The sequence below is a fragment of the Streptomyces sp. NBC_00316 genome (genome assembly GCF_036158715.1).
Lineage (GTDB): Bacteria > Actinomycetota > Actinomycetes > Streptomycetales > Streptomycetaceae > Streptomyces.
The window spans coordinates 486,798-501,193 of record NZ_CP108024.1 but is presented as its reverse complement, the minus strand read 5'-3'; the positions used below and the strand labels follow the sequence as shown (position 1 = coordinate 501,193).

Annotated in this window: 11 protein-coding genes and 1 pseudogene; 2 read left to right on the top strand and 10 right to left on the bottom strand. The window is 70.0% G+C overall.

Annotated features, from left to right (window positions below; translation table 11 throughout):
• Positions 1 to 29 precede the first annotated feature (29 nt).
• Both mqnC and rfbB read left to right on the top strand, forming a co-directional pair.
• Positions 30 to 1,235: a cyclic dehypoxanthinyl futalosine synthase gene (mqnC, locus tag OG878_RS41140; protein WP_328891819.1), complete on the top strand. Its 1,206-nt coding sequence runs from the start codon at positions 30 to 32 to the stop codon at positions 1,233 to 1,235.
• 14 nt (positions 1,236 to 1,249) lie between these two features.
• A complete protein-coding gene (gene rfbB / locus OG878_RS41135; RefSeq protein WP_328891818.1) occupies positions 1,250 to 2,212 on the top strand; it encodes a dTDP-glucose 4,6-dehydratase in 963 nt (320 codons plus the stop codon).
• Between the two features lie 644 nt (positions 2,213 to 2,856).
• On the opposite strand, the gene OG878_RS41130 is transcribed toward rfbB, so the two are convergent.
• From OG878_RS41130 to OG878_RS41085, 10 genes and pseudogenes are all read right to left on the bottom strand, one after another.
• The gene (locus tag OG878_RS41130) at positions 2,857 to 3,282 is read right to left on the bottom strand and encodes a hypothetical protein (RefSeq protein ID WP_328891817.1); all 426 of its coding nucleotides are present in this window, start codon (positions 3,280 to 3,282) and stop codon (positions 2,857 to 2,859) included.
• Between the two features lie 960 nt (positions 3,283 to 4,242).
• A complete protein-coding gene (locus OG878_RS41125; RefSeq protein ID WP_328891816.1) occupies positions 4,243 to 5,493 on the bottom strand; it encodes a helix-turn-helix domain-containing protein in 1,251 nt (416 codons plus the stop codon).
• Between the two features lie 432 nt (positions 5,494 to 5,925).
• A pseudogene (locus tag OG878_RS41120) lies at positions 5,926 to 6,084 on the bottom strand (IS701 family transposase); the annotation flags it as partial.
• Positions 6,085 to 6,238: 154 nt separating this feature from the next.
• Positions 6,239 to 7,501 (bottom strand): cytochrome P450, encoded by a 1,263-nt coding sequence (locus tag OG878_RS41115; protein ID WP_328891815.1) that lies wholly within the window; start codon positions 7,499 to 7,501, stop codon positions 6,239 to 6,241.
• Complete coding sequence (locus OG878_RS41110; protein ID WP_328891814.1) at positions 7,498 to 8,754, bottom strand: macrolide family glycosyltransferase; 1,257 nt, start codon at positions 8,752 to 8,754, stop codon at positions 7,498 to 7,500. The genes OG878_RS41115 and OG878_RS41110 overlap by 4 nt, the downstream gene beginning before the upstream one ends.
• The gene (locus tag OG878_RS41105; protein WP_328891813.1) at positions 8,751 to 9,968 is read right to left on the bottom strand and encodes a macrolide family glycosyltransferase; all 1,218 of its coding nucleotides are present in this window, start codon (positions 9,966 to 9,968) and stop codon (positions 8,751 to 8,753) included. Before OG878_RS41105 ends, OG878_RS41110 begins: the two co-directional genes overlap by 4 nt.
• Positions 9,965 to 10,903 (bottom strand): glucose-1-phosphate thymidylyltransferase RfbA, encoded by a 939-nt coding sequence (gene rfbA / locus OG878_RS41100; RefSeq protein ID WP_328891812.1) that lies wholly within the window; start codon positions 10,901 to 10,903, stop codon positions 9,965 to 9,967. Before rfbA ends, OG878_RS41105 begins: the two co-directional genes overlap by 4 nt.
• On the bottom strand, positions 10,900 to 12,213 hold the full coding sequence (locus OG878_RS41095; protein ID WP_328891811.1) for a macrolide family glycosyltransferase: 1,314 nt from the start codon (positions 12,211 to 12,213) through the stop codon (positions 10,900 to 10,902). The genes rfbA and OG878_RS41095 overlap by 4 nt, the downstream gene beginning before the upstream one ends.
• Positions 12,214 to 12,793: 580 nt before the next feature.
• Positions 12,794 to 13,930 (bottom strand): DegT/DnrJ/EryC1/StrS family aminotransferase, encoded by a 1,137-nt coding sequence (locus OG878_RS41090; RefSeq protein ID WP_328891810.1) that lies wholly within the window; start codon positions 13,928 to 13,930, stop codon positions 12,794 to 12,796.
• Positions 13,927 to 14,370: a sugar 3,4-ketoisomerase gene (locus OG878_RS41085; RefSeq protein WP_328891809.1), complete on the bottom strand. Its 444-nt coding sequence runs from the start codon at positions 14,368 to 14,370 to the stop codon at positions 13,927 to 13,929. Before OG878_RS41085 ends, OG878_RS41090 begins: the two co-directional genes overlap by 4 nt.
• Positions 14,371 to 14,396: the final 26 nt, after the last annotated feature.

Here is a 14,396-nt window from a genome sequence, read left to right as displayed (position 1 = left end):
CGATCCATCCGAAACAGAAAGGTGGCCCGATGGCCATCCCGACCAGTCATCTCACCGCTGCTCTGGACCGCGCCGCCACCGGAGGCCGCCTCACACCCGACGAGGCACTGGAGCTCTACCGCCACGCACCGCTGCACGCACTCGGCCAGGCAGCCGACGCCGTGCGCCGCCGTCGTTACGCCGACCGGGAGAACCTGGCGACGTACATCATCGAACGGAACATCAACTACACCAACGTCTGTGTGACGGCCTGCAAGTTCTGTGCCTTCTACGCTCCGCCCAAGGACAAGGAGCGCGGCTGGACCCGGGACCTCGACGACATCCTGCGCCGCTGCGCGGAGACCGTGGAACTGGGCGGCACGCAGATCATGTTCCAGGGCGGACACCACCCGGACTACGGCGTCGAGTACTACGAGAGCATGTTCTCCGCCATCAAGGAGCGCTTCCCCGAGCTGGTGATCCACTCGCTGGGCGCCTCCGAGGTGGCGCACATGGCGAAGGTCTCCGGCGTCCCGGTCGAAGAGGCGATCAGCCGGATCCGCGACGCCGGGCTCGACTCGTTCGCCGGCGCCGGCGCCGAACTGCTGCCGGCCCGCGCCCGCACCGCCATCGCCCCGCTGAAGGAGTCCGGCGAGCGCTGGCTGGAGATCATGGAGACCGCGCACGGCCTCGGCCTGGAGTCCACCACCACGATGCTGATGGGCACCGGCGAGACCAACGCCGAGCGCATCGAGCACCTGAGCATGATCCGCGACGTGCAGGACCGCACCGGCGGCTTCCGCGCCTTCATCCCCTACACGTACCAGCCGGAGAACAACAAACTGCGCGGGCGCACGCAGGCGACCTCGCTGGAGTACCTGCGGGTGATCGCCGTCGCGCGGCTCTTCCTCGACAACGTGGCTCACATCCAGGGCTCGTGGCTCACCACGGGCAAGGAGATGGGGCAGATGACCCTGCACTACGGTGCCGACGACCTCGGCTCGGTGATGCTGGAGGAGAACGTCGTCTCCTCGGCCGGGGCCAAGCACCGCTCGAACCTGCCCGAGCTGCTCGAACTGATCCGCGGCGCCGACCGCGTACCGGCGCAGCGCAGCACCACGTACGAGATCCTCCGGGTGCACGACGATCCGGCGGCCGACCCGGCCGACGAGCGGGTCGTCTCGCACATCTCCTCGGTCGTGGATTCCGGCGACGGCGTCCGCCGCCGCTCACTGAAGGTTCTGCCGGTCAGCTGAGGAGACAGGTCGACGTGAAGGTATTTGTCACAGGCGGAGCCGGCTTCATCGGCTCGCAGTACGTGCGGGCGATGCTCGCCGGCGAGTACGCCGGGTACGAGGACGCCGAGGTCACCGTGTTCGACCTGCTCACCTATGCGGGCAATACGGCGAACCTGCCGCTCGGGCACGAGCGGCTGACCTTCGTCCAGGGCGACATCCGCGACGCGGCCGCCCTGGAGGAGGCGCTGCCCGGGCACGACGTGGTGGTGCACTTCGCGGCCGAGTCGCACGTGGACCGGTCGGTCGCCGGCGCGGTCCCGTTCGCCTCGACGAACGTGGTCGGCACCCAGCAGCTCCTGGACAGCTGCGCCCGGCACGACGTGGCGACCGTGCTGTGCGTGTCCACCGACGAGGTGTACGGCTCCATCGGCATCGGGTCGTGGGACGAGCTCGAACCGTTGCAGCCCAACTCGCCCTACGCGGCGTCCAAGGCGGGCAGTGATCTGGTCGCGCTGGCCTGCAGGCGCACGCACGGCCTGGACATCCGGCTCACCCGCTGCTCCAACAACTACGGTCCCTACCAGAACGCCGAGAAGCTCATCCCGCTGTTCATCACCAACTTGCTGCGCGGCAAGCCCGTGCCGCTGTACGGCGACGGCCGCAACGTACGCGAGTGGCTGCACGTGGCCGACCACTGCGCGGCGCTGCAACTGGTGCTGACCGAGGGGAAGCCGGGCGAGGTCTACAACATCGGCAGTGGCGTCGAGGTGACCAATGCCTCGATCGCCCGGCGTCTGGTCGAACTGTGCGGCGCCGACCGGTCGCTGATCCACCAGGTCGCCGACCGCAAGGGCCACGATCTGAGGTATTCGCTCGACTTCAGCAAGATCACAAAGCTCGGCTTCACTCCGGCGATCGAGTTCGCCGCCGGTCTGGAGAGCACGGTGCAGTGGTACCGCGACCATCCGGACTGGTGGCCCGCGGAGGCCGGCTGACCGGCCCCCGCCCCCTGGGACGGCCGCGGCGGCCGCCGGATCACAGGATCCGGCGGCCGCCGCGTGCGTCGACGATAAGGTGCCCGGCTGTCAGTGGGAGCTGCTCGAATCCCCCGTCGTGATGCCGCCCCCGTTGCTGACGTTCTTCCGGGCCAGTCTCGCCCGCTCCGGGTAAGACCTAGCCTTGCGTTCTCATGAAGCTGACTGAGCCTTTTTCAACTTGACTGCGCTGGCCGCGTGTTGGACGGATCTGCGGAACGACGAAGCTCCTGGTAGACGGGTTCACGACCAAGATCGCCCGCAGTCACCATGAGCTTCGCGTGCTTGTCTACCCGTCCTCGATCGACCTGTCCAGTCGCTCCCTGCGGTGCCTGACCGAACGGCTCGCTGCGCGGCGCTCAGGTGACACCAACAAGATCACGAGACACTACCGCGTTGCTCCGAGCGGTTTCCGAGCCGGGCGCGCGGGCCGAGGCGGCCTGGGCGGTGGAGACTCCGGCGGGACTGCCGCAGGGCGGGCAGAGCGCTGCCTGGTTCGGCCCCAGCCCGCTGGTGGACAGCACCTTGTGGCGGTGCAGACCGCGACCGGCGGCCGGTCACAGGGACCGGCCGTCGGTGCTCGCCACGGCCGGCGGGCGGACGGGTCAGGCGGCGCTCTCGTGCAGCCAGGTCGAACACGAGTTCATGTCGTACGTTTGGGTGGGGTATTCACCGAGGCAGACCCGGTACTCGACCCAACCGTTCTCCGGAAGGTTCATGTTGATGTCGAGCCGGGATCCCTTTCCGTACTGGTTCCAGTCCTTGAGCTGCGTGTCGCTGTTGTCGGACCGGTAGTACATGACCATCACCGAGTGGCCGTCGGCATTGTTGTCCCAGACCAGCAGATGGTCGCCGTCACGGACGAACGACGCTGACCCGTCACAGTAGTTCGGCTCATCGGTGCACAGGTCGCCGGCGTGGGGGCCGGGGTAGGTGACGGTGTAGGTGGAGGCGGAGGCGGGGGTGGCCACCGCGAGTACGGCCAGCATGCCTGCGGCAGCGGCGCCTATGAGCTTGGAGTGCTTCTTCATCCTGGTCATCCTCGGATTGACGGTGTCACACCTGCCGCCGGCGAGTGCAACGGCGACGGCCGCAGGTGAATCGAGAGCGAACGGATGCTAGCGAAGAAGTTGATCTTGGGCCAGGGGCAGGAGCCGTTTCCTGATCATTTCTCATCGCCGACGCCTCACCCCTCGCGTCCGGGACTCGGGGCCGGATGCGCATGGTCATCAGCACGCCCAGGCTGCCCCGGCCCGAACAACCCGCGCTCGACGGCCCCGGCAACGGCCGGCGGGGCCGCCGGCGCGGCGGTCTACCGCCTGCCGGAGGTCCTTGCGTCGTCGCCCGTGGTGACGTGGAGCGACGTGAGACTGTTGACGATCAGCGAGGCTGTCCGGCCCTCAAACGGGTCGGACAGAGGGCTGGCACCTCCTTCGGAAGCTCCGCTTCAGCACCAAACCGAATCACCGCGATCGTCCAGGCTGTTCTCGTCCTTCATCACGCGTCAACGTGAGGTGGGAAAAAGCTCAATGTGCCAGCCTCACGCGAACGAGTGGCCCATCGCAGACGCGATCGGCGCGGACCTCGTCCAGACATAGACCCGCCCGCACCCCCGACCACCGCCGGCCACGGGTACGGGCGGGAGATCAGTGTGGGGCGTGCCCCCGCTCCAGCGGGTCAGCGGCCCGCTTTTCAACCCGCTTCGTGCACGCCTCGGTGTCGGCGCAGGCGCGAGGGAACCACGAGTACGCAGCCCCGTCGGCCGGCCGGGCGCGCTGCTCTCCCAGGTCGATGTCGGCGCCCACCGTGAGAGGGGACCGGCACCAGACGCAACGCCACCCGCGGCGCTGCTGCTCGGTGAGTTCGTCGGCTGGCGGTAAATCCCTCACGGTCATGGCGTCCCCAGATCGTCTCGTCGACAGTCTCCTGACGATACGAGCGGGCACGGCAAACGAGGGGCAGGGATCCTGCCCCTCGTTCAGGGGTTCGAGCTACGCGGCGAGGAGCCCGAGTTGCTCGGCGAGCACAGCAGCGCGCTGTCGTCGGGCCGGGACTCGAGACTCCGTCTCCTCCAGCACGATGCGCCTCGCGTAGCCGTTGTAGCGGATCGTCTCCGGTGCGGCCTGGTGCGCCTTTTCCAGGGTGGCGAGTGCGGTCTCTGCCTGCCCATCGAGCTGGTACGCGCGGGCCTCCTCGATCCGGTGCCGGGCCAGCCGCGGCCGGGACGGGATCGAGGTCGCGTCCGCCGCAACGGCCTGCCGCACCGACTCCCCGCCGGCCCGCAGCTCCACCGCCACCGTCACAGCATGGGCGCCCATGATGGCCTGCGAAAACGATGTGATCGGGTGGTAGTAGCCGGGGGCCAGGCGGCGGGCGGTGGCCTGCGCCTTGTCCCACCACCCCCATGCTGCGCCGTTCTCTCCTCGGCGGGCAGCGGTGTATCCGGCCTCGAACTGCAACGCGCCCGCGATGGCAACGGTGCGGTCGTCGCCGTCGGGCAGAAACCGGTCGAGGTAGCCGAGGGCGTCGGTCGTCATGGCGTCGGCGGCGTCGAAATGCGAGGGCCCGGAATCGCGGTGCGCCTGCGCTGCCAGCCAGGCGGCGACGCCGATCGCGTGCGGGTCCTCGGACTCCTGCGCTGCGACCATGCTGCGCTCGGCCACCCGCCACAGCAGGGCGCTGTCGGGCTGGTACGCCACGAAGAACTGCGACAGTGAGTAGACCTCGGACAGCACGGCTTGCGCCGCCCGCCGGTCCGCGGCCGTATCCGCCTGCCGCACTGCCTGTTGCGCGTCCCGGATCAGGTCGGGCAGCAGCTCGCCGATGACCTCGCGGTGGTTGGGTGCCTGGTGTCGCGCTGCCCACGCTTTCGCGAGCCGGGCCCCCAGGTGTTCAGCAGACGGAGCCTTGCGGTCTCCGTCCAGCGACAGGGCATTGACGGCATCCCGGACAGCGGGCAGCCGGGAGTGGCCGGGTCCGATGAACAGGTCTACTGCCTGGCTCTGATCGCCGGTCAGATCGGAGAGGTCCCGCACGCGCAGCAGCTCGGCGATACGCAGGATCACGGGAAGCTTGGGCATCTGGATCTGTCCCGTCTCAACTTGCTTCACCCACGACGGGGACATGCCCAGCAGGCCGGCCACAACCGGGCGACTCATACCGCGCTTTGTACGGAGGATCTGCATGCGCTGACCGAATGCCATGGGGTCGGCGTATGGGCCCGGGGTAGCATCGTGTGGCATGGCCTTGCCCCTCTCTGAACAGCTCGTCACTGTCAGATTAGGGGGCAGGGCCCTTTTCGCGTGTGGCGTCGTGTGATCCAGGTGTAGGTTCTCGTTCTTCTTGTCCGACGGGTGGCCGCTGACCTGGGCAGACTTGGTCCCTTCTCGGCGTTCTGTCCAGGGATTCTTCTCATCAATCTGTCCGTTTCCTTGAGTGTCCCGGCCGCAGATTACGGGTCACCCCGGGAAGGGGATGACGGGTGTCGTGACGGCGGGCATGATGGTCGTCATGTTCAAGACACGAAAGGCTCATGCCTCGTAGGCGCCCTTCGCAGGTCCGTCGTGACCTGCCACGACCCTTGCGGCAGTGGGAACGCAGAGCCACGTGCCTGGCTTGTCGTCCCGCGTACTGGCCGAGATCGCTCGCGTCGAGCGACGGCGCTTGTGGATTGCGGCGAGCTGCCAGCCGTTCTTGCGGCCCACAGGGCCAAGGAGCCCACGAACGTAGTCCCGCATCCGGCGCCGGGGCTCCACTCGGGCGAAACGGCCCCCGATCCGCAGGAGGAGATCGCCAAGTCCCTCTTCCCACAGGTTCGTTGGTGCATCGTTCATGCGGGCGGACTGCCCGGAACGTTGCCACTGCAAGCACCGCGGCCACACGTTCGTGGGACGGCCCGGCAAAGACCGTCCCACCCCCATTCCAGCCCGCTACACTCTTCACGCCCAAGCCGTTGACCAGCGCTGATGAAGAAGTCCGGCTGCAGTACTAGTCCCAGGCGACCAGGAGCTCGTGCACGCCGTAGTGGAGCATGTCCGAGCGGAGCGGGACCTCGTCGACAGCCGTGGCCAGACGCAGGCCCGGGAAGCGGTCGAACAGCATCGGCAGGGCGATGCGCAGCGTGCTGCGCGCCAGGTTCTGGCCGATGCACTGGTGCTCGCCGTGTCCGAAGGCCACATGGCCCTGGGCGGAGGCAGTGATGTCCAGCCGGTCCGGGGCGTCGAAGTGCTCGGGATCCCGGTTGGCGGCGGGCAGCGCCAGGACGACCGTGTCGCCCGACTTGATCCGGGCGCCGTTCAGCTCGACGTCCGCCAGGGCGGCGCGGCTCGCCCCGAGGTGGGAGATGGTGAGGTAGCGCAGCAGCTGCTCCACCGCGTTGTCGGAGAGTTCGGGGCGGGCCCGCAGGAGGGCGAGCTGTTCGGGATGGGCGAGGAGCGCGAACGTGCCGAGGGCCAGCATGTTGGCCGTCGTGTCGAAACCGCCGCCGAGCAGGGCCCAGGCGATGTTCACGATCTCCTCGTCGGTGAGCTCGCCGCCGGTGGCGAGCTCACCGAGCAGGTCCGTGCCGGGCTCGGCGCGCTTGGCCACGACCAGTTCCTGGAGTGCCTCGGCGATGACCGTGCAGGCGCCGATCAGCTCCTCGACCGTGTAGTGCATCCGGGACAGCACCGCCAGCCCGCGGGCGAGCGGTTCGCGTACCGCGTCGGGCACCCCGAGCATCTCGCACATCACCCGGACCGTGAGCGGCTCCGCGAAGGCGGTGACCAGGTCCACCGGCTGCCCGGACCCGGCCATCGCGTCGAGGTGCTCCTCCGCCAGCCGGGTGATCATCGGGGTCAGCTCGGCGATCGCCCGCATGGTGAACCGACGGGTCAGCAACCGCCGGTAGCGGGAGTGACCGGGCTGGTCCATCTTGATGAAGGCGCCCGGTGCGGCGGGCGGCGGGGTGTACTCGGTCAGCGGGAAGGGCGGCGGGATCGGCAGGCCGATCAGCTCGTTGCGGTGACTGAACCGCCGGTCGCTCAGTACGGACCGCACGTCGGCGAGCCGGGTGACCAGCCACCCGGCGCCCTCACCCGGGCCGACGGTCAGCTTCAGGGGAGCGACCGGACAGGTCTCGCGCAGCACCGCGTACTCGGGGGGCGGGTCCAAGGGGCACCGCCTCGTCGAGGGCAGGGTGACCGGCGGGTCCGGTGCTTGCGCGCGGTCGGTGTCCGGGGCCGACGGGAGGCCGGCACGGAGCTGGGTCATGTCGCCTCCAGGGACGGTGCGTACAGCCGCTGTTCGATGGCGTCGGCCGCCCGCGCCGCGCCGCCGGCCGACCGGACGTGCCGCCGCATCTGCCGTACGCGCTCATGCAGAGCGGTGTCGCCCGCGACCTCCAGCACGGCGCTGCGCAGGGCTTCCACGGACGCGTCCTCGCGCTGCACCACCCGGGCCAGACCCAGCTCGGTCAGCCGCCGGGCGTTGACGTGCTGTTCCGGATGATGCGGCACGACGACCATGGGGACGCCGGCCCGCAGGGCCTCCTGGATGCTGCCCATGCCCGACTGGCACAGGAGGACCGACGTGTGCGGCAGGACCTCGGTCAGCGGAACCCAGGGATGTGCCTCCACATGGGGCGGCAGCGGTCCGAGCTCCTCGGGGGCGACGCGCTTGCCGAGCGCGAGCACCGTGTGCCACGGCAGATCGGCGAAGGCCTCGACGCAGTGGCGGAAGAAGTCGGGGCGGTTGTTCACGGTGGTGCCGAGCGAGACGACCAGCACCGGCCGGCCGTCCGCCGGTGGCCGCCATGCCGTGCTGCCGCCTGCCGCGGCCGTCGCCTCTGTCGTCGGTCCGACGAACACATGGCGCCCGTCGAAGGTGCCGCCGGCGAACTGGAACTCCTTCGCCACGAACGCGACCGTGAACTCCTCGTGCCCGTGGAACAGTTCGGCCTGCTGCTCCTCGCGCAGGCCGCTGCCGGTCACGATGTCCTTGAGCCGGTCAACGAATGCGGTGATCGCCGGATGCGCCGGATCGATCTGCCCGGCGAACTCCTGGTGCTGCTCGGAGAGGTTGAAGTGCTCGTTCGAGATGAACGTCGGGGACAGCTGCACGCTGGGCCGCCCCCAGCGCGCGGCCAGCAGCCGTCCGGTCAGCCACAGGGTCGTGTCGTACGCGACGGCGTCGGGCGGGCCGTCCGCGAAGCAGGCCTCGATCGACGGGAGTACGGCCGTGCTCGCCTCGAGCAGCTTCAGCGGGGCCCGCGCGCACTCGTCGGCGTCGATGACGTCCGGCGGCGGATCGGAGGACAGCGGCGGGTCGTACGGGCGCGCCTGTGCGCCCGTGGCGCGGACCCGGTCCTCGAACTCCTCGGTGGTGAAACAGGTCACCCGGTGGCCGCGCGCCACGAGTTCGGCGACCACCGGGAGCACCGGAACCATGTGTCCGTAGGCCGGATAGGGGAGGAAGGCGAGATGCCGGGGCGGGCCCGGCGGGCTCTGACGGGACGCCTCGGTCATGACGCGGCCGCCCGGGACTCGATCGTGTCGGCGGCGAGTACGGGGCCACGCCGGGCCGCGATGCTCGCGGACAGCTCCCGCACCCGTCCCCGGACCGCCTGGTCCTCGGAGAGGTCCAGTACCGCGGCGCGCAGTACCTGCGCGTCGAGTTCGTCCGGCGCGATGGACCGGCCCAGGCCCAGCTCGGCCACCCGTGCGGCCACCAGGTCCTGTTCGCCGGTGCGGGGCACCACGACCGGCGGCACACCGAACGAGAGTGCCTCCATGGTGCTGCCCATGCCAGCGTGCGAGACGAAGGCCGACGCGTGTGCGAGGACCGACAGCTGGGGCACCCAGGGGCCGGCCTCGACGTTCGGCGGGAGCGGCCCGAGGTCGTCCGGGGTGACCAGGCCGCCGAGAGACATGACGACGTGCCAGGGCAGATCGGCGAGCGCGGCGAGCGCGTCGCGGTAGAAGGCCGCCTGGTTCTCGTACCCGAAGCTGCCCAGTGCGACGAGCACCACCGGGCGCCCGTCGTCGGGCCGCCGCCACGTGCCCTGCAGGGCACGGTCGCCGATGCACGGTCCGACGAAGACATACCGCTCGTCGAACGTCTCCGTTCCCGGCTGGAACTCGGGCGCCACGAAGACGATGATCCGCTCCTCGGCGGCGTCGGTGAACTCCTCGTTCGACACGTCACCGAGCCCGTGCGCGTCCAGCGTGCCGCGCAGGAGGTCCCGGTGCCGGGCCAGGGCCGGATGGCCGGGATCGGGCGGGGACATGGTCGCGGCGAGCCCGGCGTACGGGTTGCAGGTCTCGCTGACCACGAACGTGGTCGCGGTCATCACGGAGGGCAGCCGCCACTTGCGTGCCAGGAGCCGGCCGGTGGCGTAGCCGAACGCGTCGTAGACCATCAGGTCCGGACGGTCGTTGCCGAGCCGCTTCTCCACCTCGGCGAGCGGCGCGAACGCCTCGGTGAGGTGCCCCACCGCCGCCTCGGCCATGTCGTTGCCGGTGATCTTCGCCGGGATGGCCACGGTGTTCCACGACTTCGGTACGACGGACTCGTACCCGATCACCTCGGCGCCGGTCGCGGCGACCACGTCGGCGAACTGGTCGGCGACCACGTACGTCACCCGATTGCCGCGGCGCACCAGTTCGGCGACGACCGGCAGGGTGGGGTTCACATGGCCGTGTGCCGCGTAGTTGAAGAAGGCGATATGACGGCCGCTCATCGAAGGCCCACCATTTCCCGCCGGTTCGTCGACAGCGTGTCCCCCGGCTGCGTGCGCCGGGTCTCCATGGCCTTCCTGGCGATGTCCATGACGTACTCGCCGTAGCCGGACTTGGTCAGCCGCGCGCCGCGCCGGTGGCAGGCCTCGGCGTCGATGAAGCCGCGCCGCAGGGCGATCTCCTCGATGCAGGCGATACGCACGCCCTGGCGCCGTTCCAGTACCTGGACGTACTGGCCCGCGTCCATCAGCGAGTCGTGGGTTCCGGTGTCCAGCCAGGCGAAGCCGCGGCCGAGATCGACCACCTTCGCCTTGCCCTCCCGCTGGTAGTGCCGGATGACATCGGTGATCTCCAGCTCGCCGCGCGCCGACGGCGCCAGGTTCTTGGCGATGTCCACGGCCTGGTTGTCGAAGAAGTACAGGCCCGTGATGGCGCGGTCGGTGCGGGGCCGGACCGGCTTCTCCTCGATGCTGATCAGCCGGCCCCGGGCGTCGACCTCGCCCACGCCGTAGCGCTCCGGGTCGGACACGTGGTAGCCGAACAGGACGCAGCCGTCCAGGTCGCGGCGACTGTCGCGAAGGCAGTCGGACATGCCGGGGCCGTAGAAGATGTTGTCGCCGAGGATCAGCGCTATCGAGTCGTCACCGATGAAGTCCGCGCCGATGACGAACGCCTCGGGCAGGCCGTTGGGCTCCTGCTGTACGGCGTAGTTGAGCCGCAGTCCCAGTTCGGAGCCGTCACCGAGCAGGCGCTGGAACAGCGGCTGGTCCTCGGCCGTCGAGATGATGAGGATGTCCCGGATGTCCGCGAGCATGAGCACGGACAGCGGGTAGTAGATCATGGGCTTGTCGTAGACGGGGAGCAGCTGCTTGGAGACGGCGAGGGTCACGGGGTGCAGGCGCGTTCCGGCGCCCCCGGCGAGGATGATGCCCTTCATGGGTGAGTCACTTCCGTAGGTGGCGCGTGGTGGGTGCGTGGACGTTCGGAACGGCGCATCAGGCCCTCGACGACATCGGCTCCGCGCGAGGCGCCCCCCGCCTCGTGCACATGCCGGCGCATGGCGGCCACGGCGGTGGCGATACGGGAGCCGGTGGCGACCTCGTCGACCGCCGCACGCAGCGCGGCCGGACCGGCCGACTCCCGCATCAGGACGCGCCCCAGATCGAGAGCAGCCGCCTGCCGGGCGATGACCCGCTGGTCGATGTGGTACGGCACGAGCACCATCGGGACCCCGTGGGCGAGGGACTCCATGACGCTGCCCATGCCGGCGTGCGTGATGAACGCGGCGGCATGCCTCAGGACTTCGGGGTGCCGGAGCCACTGGTGGGCCTCCACGTTGGCAGGCAGCGGGCCCAGCTCCTCGGCGGTGACGCGGTGGCCGAGGGTCACCACGACATGCCACGGCGAGTCGGCCAGCGCCTCGACGCAGAAGCGCAGGAAGGCGGCCTGGTCGGGGGTGTACGAGCTGCCCAGGGACAGCAGCACGACCCTGCGGCCTTCCGGCGGCCGCCAGCCGCCGGTGTCCGGGGCGCTGTCGTCGGACGCGTCTGCCAGACACGGGCCGATGAATGCGAACCGGTCGTCGAAGGTCTCCGCGGCCGGCTGGAACGCTTTCGGCAGGAATACGATGTTGTCGCCGTGCTCCGCGCCGAAGCCGTCGAGCGGGGAGCCGTCCAGGCGGTGTTCGGTGAACAGCCGCCCCTTGCGCGCGACGAACTCGGCGATCGCCGGATCGTGCGGGTCGATCGGTTCCGGCGGTGGCCCCGAGACCTCCTGGCTCTGGCGCTCGGACATCGAGAAGCCGGGGCTGGAGGCGATGGTCGGACACAGCTGCAGCACCGGGACGTCCCAGGCGCGGGCCAGCAGCCGGGCCGCGTCGGACGCCGCGAGGTCATGGGCGAGGACGTCGGGCCGGTCGCCGTCGAAGCGGGCCAGCGCCGTCTCCAGCGGTGCGATCGCCTCCTCGAAGAAGGCGAGGATGTTCTCCAGCGCCGAGCCGGTCGGTCCCGTGCCCCAGGGGAAGCGCGACGGGTAGACGACGGCCTCCGCGCCACAGCCCCGGGCCAGGTCGGCGAAGCGCTCCGTGACGAAGCAGGTGACCCGGTGCCCGCGCCGCACCAGCTCGGCCATCAGGGGCACGGCCGGTGCGATGTGCGCGTACGCGGGGAAGGTGCAGACACCGACATGTCCGCGTCGGTCGGGTGTCTGCCGGTGCGGTGGTCCGTCCTGGGCCGGTCGTCCGTTCACGGCGTGAGTATGTACATGTCCGCGCGTCGCCTTCGAGGGGGCGGCGCGAAGACTAGGGCTCCCGCTAGACCGTGTTGACCAAGCCGGTTGTCGATGGATTCAGGACATCAGGTCCCCTCGACAGAGAGACACAGGCACGGATGAACACATACGCAAGTCCGCCCGGCCGCCGCCTCGTTCCTCACCGGTCTGCTGCGCAAGCCACCGGATACGCCCTCCCGGGTGCGGAGCCTGGCGCCCGGGGCCAGGCCGGAGGGCATTGTGCCGGCGCTCGGCGGTGACAACTCGGTGACGCAACCCGAGGGCTACGAGCTGGAGGTGACGTTCACGCCGTCACCGTCCGGGCCGACGGGCGCGCCGGCATGTTCAACGGAGTGGAGACGCTCCGCCGGCTGCTGCCGGTGAAGGCCGAACGGCAGGAGCAGATGCCCGGTCCCTGGCGGGTCCAGGGTCCACTCGCTGCGATTCGGGGCCGTCGTCGACGAGGCCGAGGCCTTCGCCGCGTGGGTGCGCGCGCCTCGGACCGGCCTGCAGGTGGACGTCCGGGAGGTCTGACCGGGGCCCGTTCCGGCCGTGCCGGTCAGACCTCCCGGGCGGGCGAGAGGTCCAGGACCGCGGTCCGTACGGCATCGACGACCAGGTCGATCGCGTGGTCGGGCAGCTGGGGGCCGATGGGCAGACTCAGCACCTCGTCGGCCAGCCGCTCCGTCCTCGGCAGGCCGGTGGCCGGCTCGAGGCCCTGCCCCGCGTAGGCGGGCGTACGGTGGATGGCCACCGGATAGTGGATCAGTGTCCCTACGCCCGCCTCCTCCAGCCGTTGGCGCAGGGGCTCCCGGTGAGGGGTGCGCAGCACGTACTGGTGCCAGACGTGCTCCGCCCACGGCGCCACCTCCGGGGTAACGAGTCCGGGCAGGTCCGCGAACGCCTCCGTGTAACGGCGGGCGACGATGCGGCGCCGCTCGTTCCAGGCGTCCAGGTACGGCAGCTTCGTGGCGAGCACCGCGGCCTGGATCTCGTCCAGCCGGGAGTTGGCTCCTTGTTCCTGGTGCACGTACTTCTCGCGGGAGCCGTAGTTGCGCAGCAGCCGGAGCCGGTCGGCGAGCTCCGGGTCGTCGGTGACGACGGCGCCGCCGTCGCCCAGGGCGCCCAGGTTCTTTCCGGGGTAGAAGCTGAAGGCCACGGCACGGCCGCTGCCCACCCGGCGGCCACGGTGGCGGGCACCGTGCGCCTGGGCCGCGTCCTCGAGCACGGCGAGGCCGTGCCGGTCGGCGAAGCGTTCCACCGCATCCAGGTCCACGGGGTGCCCGTACAGGTGCACCGGCACCACCGCGCGCGTGCGCGGGGTGACAGCCGCCTCCAGCAGATCCGTATCGATCTGGAACGACCCCTCGCCCGGCTCCACGGGCACCGGGCACGCACCGGTGGACGAGACGGCGAGCCAGGTGCCGATGAAGGTGTGCGCGGGCACGATCACCTCGTCCCCCGGACCGACCCCGAGGGCTCTGAGCGCCAGTTCCAGAGCGGCCAGGCCGCTTCCCGTCGCGACACAGTGGGCGTTCTCGCAGTACGCCGCGAAGGCCGCCTCGAAGGCTTCCAGCTCGCGTCCCAGGATGTAGCGGCCGGAGCGTGACACCCGCAGCACGGCCGCGTCTATCTCCTCCTGGATACCGGTGGCCGCATGCAGTTCGTGCAGGTCGAAGAAGGGAACCTTGTTCACGCCTGCCTCCGGCTGTCTCGCAGGAAGTCCTCGTACTCGCGGTAGTAGTCCGCCTCGTCGTAATGGTGCGATGCCAGTACGAGGCAGACCCCGCCCGGAGTGAAGTCACTGAGGTCCCGCCACACCATCGGGCCGACGTACAGAGCGGTCCCAGGAGTGTCCAGGCGGTATTCGGCCTGCTGGTGGCCGTCGTCGACCTGGATGGTGAAGCCGCCGTGGGCGGCGATGAAGACCTGCTCCAGCTCGCGGTGCGCGTGCCCGCCCCGGGACGTACCGTCCGTCAGGTCGTGGAGGAAGTAGACACGCCGGATCGGGAAGCCGGCCGTCCACTCCGACTCGGCGACCGAAATGCAGCCGCGTTCGTCCTTGTGCTGTTCGAGATCGATGAGCCGGCTGGGCTTGACCCTGCCGACGGGCGTCTCGACGGTGCTCGCTGCCATGGCAGCCACTCCTCGCTCCTGTCCGG